Source organism: Sulfitobacter sp. 1A13421, assembly GCF_043557285.1.
Taxonomy (GTDB): Bacteria; Pseudomonadota; Alphaproteobacteria; order Rhodobacterales; family Rhodobacteraceae; genus Sulfitobacter; species Sulfitobacter faviae.
In genome coordinates this window covers 721,219-735,615 of record NZ_JBIFFQ010000001.1, presented here as the reverse complement: position 1 = coordinate 735,615, position 14,397 = coordinate 721,219, and the positions used below count along the sequence as shown (strand labels likewise).

The following is a 14,397-nucleotide window of genomic DNA, read 5'->3' as shown; positions in this document are numbered from 1 at the left end:
TCACGCCGGGGCGGCGTGACTTCGCGCACTGGTTCTAAAAACACGGGGGTTTTTAGAACCCTCTTGCCACTTGCTTTGATTCCCCCTATAGGACGCGCATCGAACCGGGGTGCGTCAGACGCGCCCCGTTTGATTTATTACCAAGGCGCGAAGAGGGGGCCGGATGAGCCTGCTTCCTCCAATCCGTTAGAATCCCAAAACAAGGGATATGCATATGGCCGTTCAAAGCCAGAACATCCGCATTCGCCTGAAGGCGTTTGACTACCGGGTGCTCGATGCCTCCACTCAGGAAATCGTCAGCACCGCCAAGCGCACAGGCGCTTCGGTTCGCGGTCCCATTCCGCTGCCGAACAAGATCGAGAAATTCACCGTTCTTCGTGGCCCCCACGTCGACAAGAAATCCCGTGACCAGTTTGAAATCCGCACGCACAAGCGTCTGCTGGATATCATCGATCCGACCCCCCAGACCGTGGACGCGCTGATGAAGCTCGACCTCGCCGCTGGCGTGGACGTCGAGATCAAGCTGCAATCGTAAAGCCGGGAGGGTAATCATATGTTGCGCTCAGGCGTTATTGCAAAAAAAGTCGGCATGACCCGGCTGTTCATGGAAGACGGCAAGCAGATCCCTGTGACCGTTCTTCAGTTGGACAAGCTTCAGGTTGTCGCACAGCGCACCGCGGACCGTGACGGCTACACCGCCGTTCAGCTCGGTGCCGGTTCGGCGAAAGCCAAACGTACAAGCCAAGCCATGCGTGGTCACTTCGCCGCGGCGAAAGTGGAACCCAAGCGCAAGCTGGCCGAATTCCGCGTCGACGCGGACGCGATGATCAACGTCGGTGAGGAAATCACCGCTGACCATTACTTCGCCGGTCAGTATGTCGACGTTGCGGGCACCTCCATCGGTAAAGGTTTTGCCGGTGCGATGAAGCGTCACAACTTCGGCGGTCTGCGCGCCTCGCACGGTGTGTCGATCTCCCACCGTTCGCACGGCTCCACAGGCCAGTGTCAGGATCCCGGCAAGGTTTTCAAAGGTAAGAAAATGGCCGGTCACATGGGTGCTGCCCGTGTCACCACGCAGAACCTCGAAGTCGTCAAGACGGACAGCGCGCGTGGCCTGATCATGGTCAAAGGCGCCGTTCCCGGCTCCAAAGGTGGCTGGGTCACCGTCAAGGATGCGGTCAAAAAACCGTTCCCCGAAGATGCGATCCTGCCCGCCGCTCTGAAATCCGCCGCTGACGAAGCTGCGAAAGCCGCCGAAGAGGCCGCCGCCGCAGCCGCCGCAGAGGCAGAAGCCGAAGCCAAGCGTTTGGCCGAAGAGCAAGCCGCACAGGAAGCTGAAGCGTTGAAAGCCGCAGAAGCCGAAATCGCAGCTGAAGGTTCGGATGCCGACAATTCCGATGCCGACGCTGACAAGAAAGAAGGTGACGCATGAAACTCGATGTCATCAAACTCGACGGTGGCAAAGCCGGGTCCGTAGACCTGGACGAAGCCCTGTTCGGCCTGGAGCCGCGTGCCGACATCCTGCACCGCGTCGTGCGCTGGCAGCGTAACAACGCGCAGCAGGGCACGCACAAGGTCAAGACCCGGTCCGAGACCAGCTACTCGACCAAGAAGATCTATCGCCAGAAGGGCACCGGCGGCGCACGCCACGGTGACCGCAACGCGCCGATCTTCCGCAAGGGTGGTATCTACAAGGGTCCGACCCCGCGCAGCCACGGCCACGAGCTGACCAAGAAGTTCCGCAAGCTGGGCCTGCGCCACGCGCTGTCCGCCAAAGCAAAAGCCGGTTCGCTGGTCATCATCGACGAAGCAACTTCCGAGGGCAAAACCGCCGCTCTGGCCAAGCAGGTCTCGAACCTGGGCTGGAAACGCGCGCTGGTCATCGATGGCGCTTCGGTCAACGAGAACTTCGCACAGGCCGCGCGCAACATCGATGGGTTGGACATCCTGCCGTCGATGGGCGCAAACGTCTATGACATCCTCAAGCGTGACACTCTGGTGATCACCAAAGCGGGGATCGAAGCATTGGAGGCACGCCTGAAATGAGCGCTAAGCATCAACACTACGACGTGATCCGCAAGCCGGTCATCACCGAGAAGGCAACCATGGCGTCCGAACAGAACGCCGTCGTCTTCGAAGTTGCGATCGAAAGCAACAAGCCGATGATCAAAGAGGCCGTCGAGGCGCTCTTCAACGTCAAGGTGAAGGCCGTGAACACGACCATCACCAAAGGCAAGGTCAAGCGTTTCCGGGGCCAGATGGGCCGCCGCAAAGACGTGAAAAAGGCCTATGTGACGCTCGAAGAGGGCAACACAATCGACGTCTCCACCGGGCTCTGATTTCCGGTTAGACATTTGGAAAAGGCCTCCGCATTGCGGGGGCCTTTTTCGTTTCGGGGATGCGCCGGGGCCCGGAACAAGCCGCAGGCGCCGGGCCATCGCCTGCCCGCCCGGACGGGTAGGCGATTTGGTGAGGCTGGACGTGACCTCGCAAAAGCACATCTCGGTTGAACCATAAAGTGGCACCAAGGTCCGTCAGATCGCCGACCCGCGGGCAGGCGCTGGCCCTCGGAGCATGAATGCCACCCCGGCCATGGACTAGCCACAGGCTCAACCCTCCCCCCAAAGCAGGCTGTTTCCAGCCTAAATGCCGCGACGTAACGGCAAAGGGTGACGCGGGCGTTGCTTGCGGCGTGCTTTCCTCTACAAGACCTCGGGTAACGACAAAAAGCAGGTCCATGTCCCACGAAAAATCTACCTCTGGCGCGTCTGCAGACGTGTCGAACGCGCGCGACTGGGTGCGCGTGCTGGCCCGTTACCGCGAGCCGAGCACATGGCGCAGCAGTTTTGAACTGGCGATCACGCTTGGCCCCTTCATCCTCCTATGGGCGCTCGCTTGGTGGGCGCTCTCAATCAGCGGCTGGCTGACGCTTGCCATCTCGCTGGTGAACGCGGGCTTCTTGCTGCGGCTCTTCGCGATCCAGCATGATTGCGGCCATGCGGCCTTTTTCAGCAGCCGTCGCACAAGCGATTGGGTGGGCCGCGTGTTGGGGGTGCTGACGCTGACGCCCTATGATGTCTGGCGACGGACCCATTCGATCCACCATTCCTCGGCCGGGAACCTTGGCCGTCGCGGAATCGGCGACATCCATACACTCACCGTGGCGGAGTATCGCGAGCTCGGGCTGTTCGGGCGTTTGCACTATCGCCTCTACCGTAATCCGATCGTGCTCTTCGGTCTTGGGCCGAGCTATCTGTTTTTCGTGCAGAACCGCGTCCCGCTGGGGCTGATGGCGCAGACACGCTATTGGCTGAGCGCGATGGGCACCAACCTGACGATCCTCGTAGCACTTGCGGTGATCTTCTACTTCGGGGGGATCATGCCCATTCTGCTGATCTTCGTGCCCAGCACCCTTCTGGCGGCCACGGCGGGCATGTGGTTGTTCTATGTGCAGCACCAGTTCGAGACGACCCATTGGGAGGAGAACGACGCTTGGGACCTGCATGATGCGGCTTTTCACGGCTCTTCGCATTACATCCTGCCGCGCCCGCTGCAGTGGCTGAGCGCCAATATCGGCATTCACCATGTGCACCACCTCTACAGCCGCATTCCCTTCTATCGCCTGCCGGAAGTGCTGCGCGATCATGTCGCCTTGGCGGAGGGGAACCGGATGACCATCCGCGAGAGCCTCGCCAATGCGCGGCTGCATCTGTGGGATGAGAAAAGCAAGCGCCTGTTGTCCTTCGCGCAGGCGCGCCGGGTCGCCTGAAGAAGCAGGATTTGGCTATGATCTAGGCCCCCGCTTTGGCGGGGGTCTTTGCATTTGGAGGGCTGTCATTACCTTGGCGCGATCCTCTCGACCGCTCGTTCAATCATGCGGCGACCCCGATAAAGTTCCGAAAAAAAAGCCATCAATTTTCTTGGAACAGAGCAGAAAGCTGCCGGTTGTCTCACCGTGGAAGACGGGGTGCTGCGCGCCTCACTTATCGTAAACGAACACGGGAGAGACCTAATGATCTATACCAAAACACTCATGGCTGGCGTATCCGCCGTTGCCCTTTTTGCGGCCGCTCCGGTTCTGGCGCAGGATGCGACAGAGAACGTCGAAGAGACCATCGAGCGCAATGCCGAAGTCGAAGCCGAGATGGAAGCCGAAGTCGAAGGTGGCGCAGCCGCGACCGCGAATGTTGCTGGCGGCCAAGTGGTTGTCGAGCAGGAAGACGCCGAAGTTGACGTGACCGTTCCCGAGCCCGATGTGAACGTCTCGCAGGACGCACCCGTTGTGACCGTTGAGCAGGGCCAGCCCGAAGTGAACGTCGCCGTTCCCGAGCCGACCGTTCGCGTGCAGCAGCAGGCCCCGATCATCACCGTAGAGCAGGCGCAGCCGCAGGTCACCGTGCGCATCCCCGAGCCGGTCGTGACCGTGCAGGTGCCGAAGCCGCAGGTTGACGTGGATACAGGCGAGCCGATCGTTGATCTGGAGCAGCCCGAACCCGTCGTGAAATTCGTGCGGCCCGAGCCGAAAGTCACCATCGAAGAAGCCGAGCCTCGCGTGACCGTCGAGCAGGCCGAAGCCAATGTGAACGTGGCCGAGTCCGACGAAGCGAAAGTGGATGTCGAGCAGAAAGAAGCCGACGTGAACGTGCAGCAGGGTGAAGACGCGAATGTCGTCGTCGAAGAAGCCGAAGCACCTCAGGTCAACGTTGAGGGTGCCGAAGGCGCAGAGATCGATGTCGAGCAAGAGCAAGCGCGCGTGCTGATGGAAGACTTCAACGCGGACGAGCAGGGCAATATGGCCGAAGAAGACCGTGCCCGCTATCAGGAGAACGTGCAGCGTCTGCCGATCTTTAACCTGACCGCCGAAGAACTGACTGGCCGCAGCGTTGCCACCGAGACCGGTGAAGATGTTGGCGAAATCGACTTCATTGGCGTCCGTGGCGACACCGTTGTTGCGATCATCGGCGTTGGTGGTTTCCTTGGTATGGGCGAAAACGAAGTCGCCATTCCGGTTGAAAAGCTGATCATGCGTGAAGACGAAGTCATCGTCCCCGGCGTGACCGAGGAGCGTCTGGAAAGCATGCCGGAATTCAACGAAGCCGAAGTTGAAATCCTCGACCCCGGTATGCGTCTGGCCGAGAGCATTGGCCTTGACTAATACCCACTTTGGGTAACTGCTAAACCAATAGAAGAAGGCGCTTCGGCGCCTTCTTTTCTTTTGTGCGGGGCAGGGGAGAGGATTTTCGCCATGCCCACTGGACGGGCTGTTGCGAACCTGTTACGTCGCCACATCGGCTCAGACCCCGGATTCGTCCGGGGTTTGGCTATTTGAACGATCCCGGTGGTTGGGATGCCTGCCTCGCAAGAGATTTAAACCCATCCACCACTCCCACAGGGGACCTTCGGGGCCCTATAACCAACGCGCTTTCACCTCGGTGCGAGCGTGCCTAGCAAACGGAAGACAGAGAACATGGCACTCAAGTCGTACAAACCGACGACGCCAGGCCAGCGTGGACTGGTACTGATCGACCGTTCGGAGCTGTGGAAAGGCCGCCCGGTCAAAGCCCTTACTCAGGGTCTGACCAAATCCGGTGGCCGGAACAACACCGGACGAATCACAATGCGTCGTACAGGTGGTGGTGCAAAGCGCCTCTACCGTATCGTTGATTTCAAGCGTAACAAGCTGGACATGTCCGCTGTTGTCGCGCGGATCGAATATGACCCCAACCGCACAGCCTTCATCGCACTGATCCAGTACGAAGACGGCGAGCAGGCCTACATCCTGGCCCCGCAGCGTTTGGCCATCGGCGACAAGATCATCGCCGGCGCCAAAGTGGACATCAAGCCCGGCAACGCGATGCCTTTCTCGGGCATGCCGATCGGTACGATCGTCCACAACATCGAGATGAAGCCCGGCAAAGGTGGTCAGATCGCCCGTGCCGCCGGCACCTACGCCCAGTTCGTGGGTCGTGACGGTGGCTACGCTCAGATCCGTCTGAGCTCCGGCGAGCTGCGTCTCGTGCGTCAGGAATGCATGGCCACCGTTGGTGCCGTCAGCAACCCCGACAACTCCAACCAGAACTACGGTAAAGCGGGCCGCATGCGTCACAAGGGCATCCGTCCTTCTGTGCGTGGTGTGGTGATGAACCCGATCGACCACCCGCACGGCGGTGGTGAAGGCCGGACCTCTGGTGGTCGTCACCCGGTTACTCCTTGGGGTAAGCCGACGAAGGGTGCCAAGACCCGCAACAAGAACAAAGCGTCCAGCAAGCTTATCATCCGCTCGCGTCACGCCAAGAAGAAGGGGCGTTAATCAATGGCTCGTTCAGTATGGAAAGGTCCTTTTGTCGACTCTTATGTCCTCAAAAAGGCAGAGGCTTCCCGTGAGGGCGGCCGTAACGAAGTGATCAAGATCTGGTCGCGCCGCAGCACGATCCTGCCCCAGTTCGTGGGTCTGACGTTCGGCGTTTACAACGGTCACAAGCACATTCCTGTCAACGTCAGCGAAGAAATGATCGGTCAGAAGTTCGGTGAATACTCCCCGACTCGGACCTACTACGGTCATGCCGCCGACAAAAAAGCGAAGCGGAAATAAGCCATGAGCAAGGATAAGAATCCCCGCCGCGTGGCAGACAACGAAGCAATGGCAAAGCTGCGCATGCTTCGTACGAGCCCGCAGAAACTGAACTTGGTTGCTGCCCTCATCCGTGGCAAGTCCGTGGACAAGGCGCTGACCGACCTCACCTTCTCCAAGAAGCGGGTCGCGCAGGACGTGAAGAAATGCCTTCAGTCCGCCATCGCCAACGCGGAAAACAACCACAACCTGGACGTCGATGAGCTGATCGTGGCCGAGGCCTATGTCGGCAAGAACCTGACCATGAAGCGCGGTCGCCCGCGGGCCCGTGGCCGGTTCGGCAAGATCATCAAGCCGTTTGCCGAGATCACGATCAAAGTGCGTCAAGTTGAGGAGCAAGCCTGATGGGTAACAAAGTCAATCCGATCGGTATGCGCCTTCAGGTGAACCGCACCTGGGACAGCCGCTGGTACGCCGACACCAAGGATTACGGTGATCTTCTGCTCGAAGACCTCGCAATCCGCGACTTCATCAAGAAAGAGTGCCACCAGGCCGGTGTTGCCCGTGTGATCATCGAACGTCCGCACAAGAAGTGCCGCGTCACGATCCACACAGCACGCCCCGGTGTCATCATCGGCAAGAAAGGCGCGGACATTGAGACGCTGCGCCAGAAGATTGCCAAGATGACCAACTCGGAACTGCACCTCAACATCGTTGAGGTCCGCAAGCCTGAGCTCGACGCACATCTGGTTGGTGAGAGCATTGCACAGCAGCTGGAGCGCCGGGTGTCTTTCCGCCGCGCCATGAAACGTGCCGTGCAGAACGCCATGCGCATGGGCGCATTGGGCATCCGCGTGAACCTCGCGGGTCGTCTGGGTGGTGCCGAGATCGCGCGTACCGAATGGTACCGCGAAGGTCGCGTGCCGCTGCACACATTGCGTGCCGACATCGATTACGCGCATGTCGAGGCGTCCACCGCCTACGGCATCATCGGGATCAAAACCTGGATCTTCAAAGGCGAGATCATGGAACACGACCCCGCCGCGCGTGACCGCAAGGCACAGGAACTCCAAGACGGCCCAGCACCTCGCGGTGCCGGCGGTCGTCGCTAAGGGGGAATGAGAAATGCTTCAACCAAAGCGTACTAAATTCCGCAAGCAGTTCAAAGGCTCGATCAAGGGTCTGGCGAAGGGCGGGTCTGACCTGAACTTCGGCACCTACGGCCTGAAGGCGCTGCAGCCGGAGCGGGTTACAGCCCGTCAAATCGAAGCGGCACGCCGCGCCATGACGCGTCATATGAAGCGTCAGGGCCGTGTCTGGATCCGCATCTTCCCGGACGTTCCGGTCACCTCCAAGCCCGTCGAAGTTCGTATGGGTAAAGGTAAAGGTTCCGTCGACTTCTGGGCCGCCAAGGTCAAGCCGGGCCGCATCATGTTCGAGATCGACGGTGTCGGCGAAGACGTGGCGCGCGAAGCCCTGCGTCTGGCAGCGATGAAGCTGCCGATCAAGACCCGGGTTGTGGTCCGCGAGGACTGGTAAGCCCGTAGCCCCGCAAGGGGCGGCTGAGAGAAAAGAAACCCCCGTCGAGCGATCGGCGGGGGTTTTGCTTTGTCAGTCTTCGCGGTCCAGTGCGAGCCAGAGTTTCCCGCCCCGGTAGCCGCCTTTCACCAGATGGCCCGGGGTGCTGATCTCGGGGTGGGCCTCGCTCCAATCCCGGAACTGGTCCCGGCTGACGATCCGGCCGCGGTGATCGCGGGCCGCTTTCAAAATGTAGGGGTCGGCGGGCGTCCCCTTCGGCACGACCATCACGCGGCTTGCGGGCAGGTCGAGTTGGTCGCTCAGCGCCTTGTCGTGTTGGTACCGGCCAATGAGGCGGTATCCCGCGTTGGCGTCGAAGACCACGCAAGGGGATTGTCCGCGCGCGCGGAGTGCGTCCACCACCTCGCGTACGGCGCGGATGTCAGGTGCTCCGGTTTTCCAGAACATGACGTTGGAGCCGTCGACGATGACCCAGTCTTTGCGCCCCCGGCGGAGTGATCGCAGGAGGAGGATCGCGCTGGCGATGACGCAGGGCAGGGCGATGAGCAGCAGGTCGCGGAATGCAGGGTTTGTGAAAGCAGCAGCCGTGGCGGCGGCAGAGGCGAGGAGAAGGATGCGGAGAAACATGGCGACGCGAATGACCTTTTAAATGCGATCAACTGTCGGGCAAGTTTTCCATCAGGGCAAGAAGCATGTCATGGCCACCCCGGCCCGGACTCAGGCCGCAGGTGCCGAACCTCAGCTCTCCCAGGCGTAGTTAAAACTGACCGACACCCGATCTTCCTCGATCATGTTCATCGGCACTTCGTGCCGCAGCCAGCTTTCCCACAGCAGCACGTCGCCCGCTTCGGGGGCCACATAGATGAAAGGCCGCAGTTCCTCGCGCGCGTCCTTCATCCGGCCCGGCGCAGCCATCATCATCGGCAGGCGTGGGTCTTCGAAACGGATCGCGCTGGCGCCCTCGGGCATGGTCACATAGGTCGTGCCTGAAATCACCGAATGCGGGTGGATATGCGAGGTGTGGATGCCGCCCTCGGGCAGGATGTTCAGCCAAAGCGAGTCGAGCACCAATTTACGCTCACCAAGATCGAATTCGAGGTCCTTGGCAAAGGCCGCGACATGTTTGTCGAGCGATTTGACCAAATCCTTAAAGATCGGAAACCGGTAGGGCAAGTCGTCCAGCGAGGCATATGAGGTGTAGCCCGCATAGCCGTTCTCTTCGCACCAGTCCTGACCGGCCTCGTCATCCTCGGCAATCGAGAAGCAGGAGGCGGCCAGTTCATCGGTGTCGATGGGCTTGCCGTGTTCCGACAGGGCGGCGTGATAGAGGCGGGTGGCGAAAAGCGATTTGATGTTTGACATGGCTCCTCCTTACGCCGAACATACCCCTATCGCCAGCCTATTTGCGCCAAAAGCGCAGATGCGGGCCAACGGGGGTTGCCATGTGCGACCTCAACGCGTATTGGCACCTTTCATCATGAACTCCACCAGAATCATGGTCACCCTGACAGGGGCCTACTGGTGATGTTGAAAGGAAGAGGCCGTGAAAGCCAGCGAACTGCACGACAAGACGCCGGACCAGCTCCGCGACGAACTTGTGAACCTGAAAAAAGAATCCTTCAACTTGCGTTTCCAGCAGGCCACCGGCCAGCTTGAGAATTCCGCACGTCTGAAGACTGTTAAGCGTGACGTGGCCCGTGTCCACACCGTGCTGAACCAGAAAGCCGCTGCTGCGGCAGCCGAATAATAGGAGCCTGAAACATGCCCAAGCGTATCCTTACAGGCACCGTGACATCGGACGCCAACGCACAAACAGTTTCCGTTTCCGTAGAGCGCCGCTTTACGCATCCGGTTCTGAAAAAGACCATCCGTAAGTCCAAAAAGTACCGGGCTCACGATGAGAACAACACGTTCAAGGTGGGCGACACTGTGCGCATCATCGAATGTGCCCCCAAGTCGAAAACCAAACGTTGGGAAGTTCTGACTTCGGACAAAGCCGAGGCCTGAGCCCCTTAAACGAAACCCTGGGATGAGGGCCGCATCGCCCCCCAGAAGGTCGGGAGAAACCAAATGATCCAGATGCAGACCAACCTGGATGTTGCTGACAACAGCGGCGCGCGCCGTGTTCAGTGCATCAAGGTCCTGGGTGGTTCCAAGCGTAAATACGCGTCCGTCGGCGACATCATCGTCGTGTCGGTCAAGGAAGCCATCCCGCGTGGTCGTGTGAAAAAGGGCGACGTCCGCAAGGCCGTCGTCGTTCGCACCGCCAAAGAAGTTCGTCGTGAAGATGGCACCGCCATCCGCTTTGACCGCAACGCCGCTGTTATCTTGAATAACAACAACGAGCCGGTCGGCACCCGTATCTTCGGGCCGGTCGTTCGTGAGCTGCGCGCGAAGAACTTCATGAAAATCATCTCGCTCGCTCCGGAGGTGCTGTAATCATGGCTGCTAAACTTCGCAAAGGTGACAAGGTCATCGTCCTGTCCGGCAAGGACAAAGGCAAGACGGGTACCATCTCGTCCGTTGACCCCAAATCGAACAAGGCCATCGTTGACGGCGTGAAAATCGCCATCCGCGCCACGCGCCAGACACAGACATCTCAAGGCGGCCGCATCCCCAAGGCGATGCCGATCGACCTGAGCAACCTCGCACTGGTGGATGCCAATGGCAAAGCCACCCGCGTGGGTTTCAAAATCGAAGGCGACAAGAAAGTGCGCTTTGCCAAGACCACGGGGGACGTGATCGATGCTTGATACCGCAACCTACACACCCCGCCTTCAGGCCGAATACCGCGAGAAGATCCGCGCCGCCCTGAAAGAGGAATTCGGCTACAAGAACGACATGATGATCCCCAAGCTGGACAAGATCGTTCTGAACATCGGCTGCGGTGCCGAAGCCGTGCGCGACAGCAAAAAAGCCAAGTCGGCTCAGGAAGACCTGACCGCGATTGCAGGCCAGAAGGCTCTGACAACCGTGGCCAAGAAATCCATCGCTGGTTTCCGCGTGCGTGAGGACATGCCTTTGGGTGCGAAAGTCACCCTGCGTGGCGACCGTATGTACGAATTCCTTGATCGTCTGATCACGATCGCAATGCCCCGTATCCGCGACTTCCGCGGCATCTCGGGCAAGAGCTTTGACGGCCGTGGCAACTACGCCATGGGCTTGAAAGAGCATATCGTGTTCCCCGAAATCGACTTCGACAAAGTTGACGAGACTTGGGGTATGGACATCGTGATCGCCACCACGGCGAAAACCGACGCTGAAGCCAAGGCGCTGTTGAAAGCATTCAACATGCCCTTCAATTCATAAGCGCGGGAAGGATTAGAAATGGCTAAGAAATCCATGATTGAGCGCGAGAAGAAGCGCGAAGCACTGGTTAAGAAGTACGCTGACAAGCGCGCGGCTCTGAAAGAGATCGTGAGCGACGAAAGCAAACCGATGGAAGAGCGTTTCCGCGCTTCCCTGAAACTGGCGAAACTGCCGCGCAACAGCTCTGCTGTGCGTCTGCACAACCGTTGCCAGCTGACGGGCCGCCCGCACGCCTACTATCGTAAACTGAAAATTTCGCGGATCGCGCTGCGGGACCTTGGCTCTTCCGGCCAGATTCCCGGCATGGTCAAGTCGAGCTGGTAAGGAGCGCATCAGATGAACGATCCTATCGCAGATATGCTGACACGCATCCGTAACTCTTCGCTGCGCGGCAAATCCACTGTCATGACACCGGCCTCCAAGCTGCGTGCATGGGTTCTGGACGTGCTGGCCGACGAAGGCTACATCCGCGGCTATGAAAAAGTCACGGGCGCCGATGGCCACCCCGCCATCGAGATCAGCCTCAAGTACTACGAAGGCGAACCTGTTATTCGCGAGCTGAAGCGGGTTTCCAAGCCCGGTCGCCGCGTCTACATGGCCGTCAATGACATTCCCGTCGTCCGTCAGGGCCTCGGCGTGTCGATTGTCTCCACCTCCAAAGGTGTGATGTCGGACGCATCTGCACGGTCTGCCAATGTTGGCGGCGAAGTGCTCTGCACCGTATTCTAAGGAGAAGACAATGTCTCGTATCGGTAAGAAACCAGTCGCTATGCCTTCGGGTGTCTCGGCAGAGGTGAGCGGTCAGACCATCGAAGTGAAGGGCCCCAAGGGCACCCGCAGCTTCCGTGCCACTGATGACGTGAGCCTCGCGGTCGAAGACAACGCAATCACTGTGACACCGCGCGGTAAGTCCAAGCGCGCCCGTCAGCAGTGGGGCATGTCCCGCACCATGATCGAAAACCTGGTGACCGGCGTCACCACGGGCTTCAAGAAAGAGCTTGAAATCCAGGGTGTTGGTTATCGTGCGGCCATGAACGGCAACACGCTGAAACTGAACCTCGGCCTGAGCCACGATGTCGACTACGTTGCGCCCGAGGGCGTGACCGTGACGGCACCCAAGCAGACCGAAATCGTTGTGGAAGGCATCGACGAACAGCTCGTTGGTCAGGTTGCCGCGAACATCCGCGCATGGCGCAAGCCCGAGCCCTATAAGGGCAAAGGCATCCGCTATAAGGGCGAGTTCATCTTCCGCAAAGAAGGCAAGAAGAAGTAAGGAACGGATTGATGGCAAATACCAAACGACAGCTGTTCCTGAAGCGCCGCATGCGCGTTCGGAACAAACTCCGCAAAGTCAACGCCGGGCGTCTTCGCCTGTCGGTACACCGTTCGTCCAAGAACATCTCGGCCCAGCTGATCGACGATGTGAACGGCGTGACACTGGCTTCCGCCTCCTCCATGGAGAAGGATCTGGGCGTTGTCGGCAAGAACAACATCGAAGCAGCGACCAAAGTCGGTGCCGCGATTGCCGAACGTGCCAAGAAAGCCGGCGTCGAAGAAGCATACTTCGACCGTGGCGGCTTCCTCTTCCACGGCAAGGTGAAGGCTCTGGCCGACGCCGCGCGTGAAGGCGGTTTGAAGATCTGATTGTGCGGTGCGTGGGCAACCACGCACCTCCTTTCATACGAAGGCTATGCCCCGCGCATAGCTTTCCTGCGAAGAGGGCCCGGTTGGCCCTCTCGATGATCCGGGGGCCATCGGCCCACCAGGATTGATCCTAAGGGCCGCATAAGGCCACAGAAAAAGGAAGATGCCAGATGGCAAGAGATGACAACCGTGGGGGCAACCGCCGCAACCAACGCGACGAGACCCCGGAATTCGCTGACCGTCTGGTCGCGATCAACCGCGTGTCCAAGACCGTTAAGGGTGGTAAGCGTTTCGGCTTCGCCGCACTCGTGGTCGTGGGCGATCAGAAAGGCCGCGTCGGCTTTGGTAAGGGTAAGGCGAAAGAAGTGCCCGAGGCCATCCGCAAGGCGACCGAGCAAGCCAAGCGTCAGATGATCCGCGTTCAACTGCGCGAAGGCCGCACCCTGCACCACGATATGCATGGTCGCCACGGCGCTGGCCGCGTCATCATGCGCACAGCACCTGAAGGTACCGGTATCATCGCCGGTGGTCCGATGCGTGCCGTGTTCGAGATGTTGGGTGTGAAAGACGTTGTGTCCAAATCGGTCGGTTCGCAGAACCCCTACAACATGATCCGCGCCACTTTGGACGGTCTGAAGAAAGAGCAATCGCCCCGTTCCGTCGCGCAGCGTCGCGGCAAGAAAGTGGCTGACATTCTGCCCAAGCGTGAAGACAACGTAGAGTCCTCCGCTCAAGTGGCTGAGGAGGCATAAGCATGGCCAAGACACTCGTAATCAAGCAGGTCGGTTCGCCGATCCGCCGCCCCGCCAAACAGCGCGCAACGCTGGTCGGCCTCGGCCTCAACAAAATGGGTCGCACCCGTGAGCTGGAAGATACACCTTCCGTGCGCGGCATGATCAACAAGGTCTCGCATATGGTTGAGATCGTTGAAGAGAAAGGCTGAAGCTAGGTTTCAGCGGTAGGGTGGAAGACCACCCCTACGAAAGCGCCTCGCAGGAAACTGCGAGGCGTTTTACGTTGTGTGGCAGGGGGCGTCGCTTTGCGGGGCCGCAGGCCCGGAATCGAGCCAAAGGCGCCGGGCCATCGCCTGCGCGTACCGGCGGGCTGGCGATTTGGTGGGGCTGGGCACGACCTTGTTAGCGTACACTATTGCTGCGCCATGAAGTGGGTCGGATAGCCGTTAAGATCGCCACCCCACGGGCAGGCGCTGGCCCTCGTGGCTGCGCAAAAAGCGCTAGGCGCCATGCCCCCCTTGTCACGCCGCCCGCCATCCCCTATACGCCCCCGGTGGCCCGTGTTGGGTCGCAATGGAATCGCAACGCCGCGTTTGGCCA

Annotated in this window: 24 protein-coding genes; 22 read left to right on the top strand and 2 right to left on the bottom strand. The window is 59.8% G+C overall.

The window, feature by feature from the left end:
* Nucleotides 1-214: 214 nt before the first annotated feature.
* From rpsJ to rplP, 11 genes are all read left to right on the top strand, one after another.
* Nucleotides 215-535, top strand: a complete 321-nt coding sequence (rpsJ, locus tag ACGYLI_RS03655) for a 30S ribosomal protein S10 (RefSeq protein WP_067267998.1) — start codon at nt 215-217, stop codon at nt 533-535.
* 18 nt (nt 536-553) lie between these two features.
* Complete coding sequence (gene rplC, locus ACGYLI_RS03650; protein WP_082852159.1) at nt 554-1,432, top strand: 50S ribosomal protein L3; 879 nt, start codon at nt 554-556, stop codon at nt 1,430-1,432.
* The gene (gene rplD, locus ACGYLI_RS03645) at nt 1,429-2,046 is read left to right on the top strand and encodes a 50S ribosomal protein L4 (protein WP_067267960.1); all 618 of its coding nucleotides are present in this window, start codon (nt 1,429-1,431) and stop codon (nt 2,044-2,046) included. Before rplC ends, rplD begins: the two co-directional genes overlap by 4 nt.
* Nucleotides 2,043-2,339, top strand: a complete 297-nt coding sequence (locus ACGYLI_RS03640) for a 50S ribosomal protein L23 (protein ID WP_394415153.1) — start codon at nt 2,043-2,045, stop codon at nt 2,337-2,339. Before rplD ends, ACGYLI_RS03640 begins: the two co-directional genes overlap by 4 nt.
* 398 nt (nt 2,340-2,737) lie before the next feature.
* Nucleotides 2,738-3,769: a fatty acid desaturase family protein gene (locus tag ACGYLI_RS03635; RefSeq protein ID WP_394410766.1), complete on the top strand. Its 1,032-nt coding sequence runs from the start codon at nt 2,738-2,740 to the stop codon at nt 3,767-3,769.
* A 243-nt stretch (nt 3,770-4,012) separates the two neighbouring features.
* Nucleotides 4,013-5,155, top strand: a complete 1,143-nt coding sequence (locus ACGYLI_RS03630; RefSeq protein ID WP_394417103.1) for a PRC-barrel domain-containing protein — start codon at nt 4,013-4,015, stop codon at nt 5,153-5,155.
* Nucleotides 5,156-5,467: 312 nt separating this feature from the next.
* Nucleotides 5,468-6,310 carry a 50S ribosomal protein L2 gene (gene rplB / locus ACGYLI_RS03625; protein WP_067267965.1) on the top strand — a complete coding sequence of 281 codons (843 nt, stop codon included), beginning with the start codon at nt 5,468-5,470 and terminating at the stop codon, nt 6,308-6,310.
* Between the two features lie 3 nt (nt 6,311-6,313).
* Entirely contained in the window at nt 6,314-6,592 is a 279-nt protein-coding gene (rpsS, locus tag ACGYLI_RS03620; RefSeq protein WP_067267967.1) for a 30S ribosomal protein S19, read from the top strand.
* A gap of 3 nt (nt 6,593-6,595) precedes the next feature.
* Entirely contained in the window at nt 6,596-6,976 is a 381-nt protein-coding gene (gene rplV / locus ACGYLI_RS03615) for a 50S ribosomal protein L22 (protein ID WP_067267968.1), read from the top strand.
* Nucleotides 6,976-7,683, top strand: coding sequence for a 30S ribosomal protein S3 (gene rpsC / locus ACGYLI_RS03610; protein WP_067267970.1), 708 nt, complete (start codon nt 6,976-6,978; stop codon nt 7,681-7,683). The genes rplV and rpsC overlap by 1 nt, the downstream gene beginning before the upstream one ends.
* Nucleotides 7,684-7,696: 13 nt before the next feature.
* Nucleotides 7,697-8,110, top strand: a complete 414-nt coding sequence (gene rplP, locus ACGYLI_RS03605) for a 50S ribosomal protein L16 (protein ID WP_007118841.1) — start codon at nt 7,697-7,699, stop codon at nt 8,108-8,110.
* 72 nt (nt 8,111-8,182) lie between these two features.
* Here the strand turns inward: rplP and ACGYLI_RS03600 are convergent, their stop codons facing one another.
* Both ACGYLI_RS03600 and ACGYLI_RS03595 read right to left on the bottom strand, forming a co-directional pair.
* Nucleotides 8,183-8,737: a hypothetical protein gene (locus ACGYLI_RS03600; RefSeq protein ID WP_394417101.1), complete on the bottom strand. Its 555-nt coding sequence runs from the start codon at nt 8,735-8,737 to the stop codon at nt 8,183-8,185.
* Between the two features lie 111 nt (nt 8,738-8,848).
* Nucleotides 8,849-9,472 carry a 2OG-Fe(II) oxygenase family protein gene (locus ACGYLI_RS03595; RefSeq protein ID WP_394417099.1) on the bottom strand — a complete coding sequence of 208 codons (624 nt, stop codon included), beginning with the start codon at nt 9,470-9,472 and terminating at the stop codon, nt 8,849-8,851.
* 181 nt (nt 9,473-9,653) lie between these two features.
* Here ACGYLI_RS03595 and rpmC point away from each other — a divergent pair, with 181 nt between their 5' ends.
* From rpmC to rpmD, 11 genes are all read left to right on the top strand, one after another.
* On the top strand, nt 9,654-9,857 hold the full coding sequence (rpmC, locus tag ACGYLI_RS03590) for a 50S ribosomal protein L29 (protein WP_209218384.1): 204 nt from the start codon (nt 9,654-9,656) through the stop codon (nt 9,855-9,857).
* A 14-nt stretch (nt 9,858-9,871) separates the two neighbouring features.
* A complete protein-coding gene (gene rpsQ / locus ACGYLI_RS03585; RefSeq protein WP_067267977.1) occupies nt 9,872-10,117 on the top strand; it encodes a 30S ribosomal protein S17 in 246 nt (81 codons plus the stop codon).
* A gap of 63 nt (nt 10,118-10,180) precedes the next feature.
* A complete protein-coding gene (gene rplN, locus ACGYLI_RS03580) occupies nt 10,181-10,549 on the top strand; it encodes a 50S ribosomal protein L14 (RefSeq protein ID WP_005621870.1) in 369 nt (122 codons plus the stop codon).
* Nucleotides 10,550-10,551: 2 nt separating this feature from the next.
* Nucleotides 10,552-10,863 carry a 50S ribosomal protein L24 gene (gene rplX, locus ACGYLI_RS03575; protein WP_067267981.1) on the top strand — a complete coding sequence of 104 codons (312 nt, stop codon included), beginning with the start codon at nt 10,552-10,554 and terminating at the stop codon, nt 10,861-10,863.
* Nucleotides 10,856-11,419: a 50S ribosomal protein L5 gene (gene rplE / locus ACGYLI_RS03570; protein ID WP_209218383.1), complete on the top strand. Its 564-nt coding sequence runs from the start codon at nt 10,856-10,858 to the stop codon at nt 11,417-11,419. Before rplX ends, rplE begins: the two co-directional genes overlap by 8 nt.
* Nucleotides 11,420-11,437: 18 nt before the next feature.
* Nucleotides 11,438-11,743 (top strand): 30S ribosomal protein S14, encoded by a 306-nt coding sequence (gene rpsN, locus ACGYLI_RS03565; RefSeq protein ID WP_136720403.1) that lies wholly within the window; start codon nt 11,438-11,440, stop codon nt 11,741-11,743.
* A gap of 12 nt (nt 11,744-11,755) precedes the next feature.
* On the top strand, nt 11,756-12,148 hold the full coding sequence (gene rpsH / locus ACGYLI_RS03560) for a 30S ribosomal protein S8 (protein ID WP_067267987.1): 393 nt from the start codon (nt 11,756-11,758) through the stop codon (nt 12,146-12,148).
* 10 nt (nt 12,149-12,158) lie between these two features.
* Nucleotides 12,159-12,692 (top strand): 50S ribosomal protein L6, encoded by a 534-nt coding sequence (gene rplF, locus ACGYLI_RS03555; protein WP_067267988.1) that lies wholly within the window; start codon nt 12,159-12,161, stop codon nt 12,690-12,692.
* A gap of 11 nt (nt 12,693-12,703) precedes the next feature.
* Nucleotides 12,704-13,063 carry a 50S ribosomal protein L18 gene (rplR, locus tag ACGYLI_RS03550; protein ID WP_271692971.1) on the top strand — a complete coding sequence of 120 codons (360 nt, stop codon included), beginning with the start codon at nt 12,704-12,706 and terminating at the stop codon, nt 13,061-13,063.
* Nucleotides 13,064-13,233: 170 nt separating this feature from the next.
* Nucleotides 13,234-13,815 (top strand): 30S ribosomal protein S5, encoded by a 582-nt coding sequence (gene rpsE / locus ACGYLI_RS03545; RefSeq protein ID WP_067267992.1) that lies wholly within the window; start codon nt 13,234-13,236, stop codon nt 13,813-13,815.
* Between the two features lie 2 nt (nt 13,816-13,817).
* Nucleotides 13,818-14,006 carry a 50S ribosomal protein L30 gene (rpmD, locus tag ACGYLI_RS03540; protein ID WP_067267994.1) on the top strand — a complete coding sequence of 63 codons (189 nt, stop codon included), beginning with the start codon at nt 13,818-13,820 and terminating at the stop codon, nt 14,004-14,006.
* The last annotated feature ends 391 nt before the right edge of the window (nt 14,007-14,397 follow it).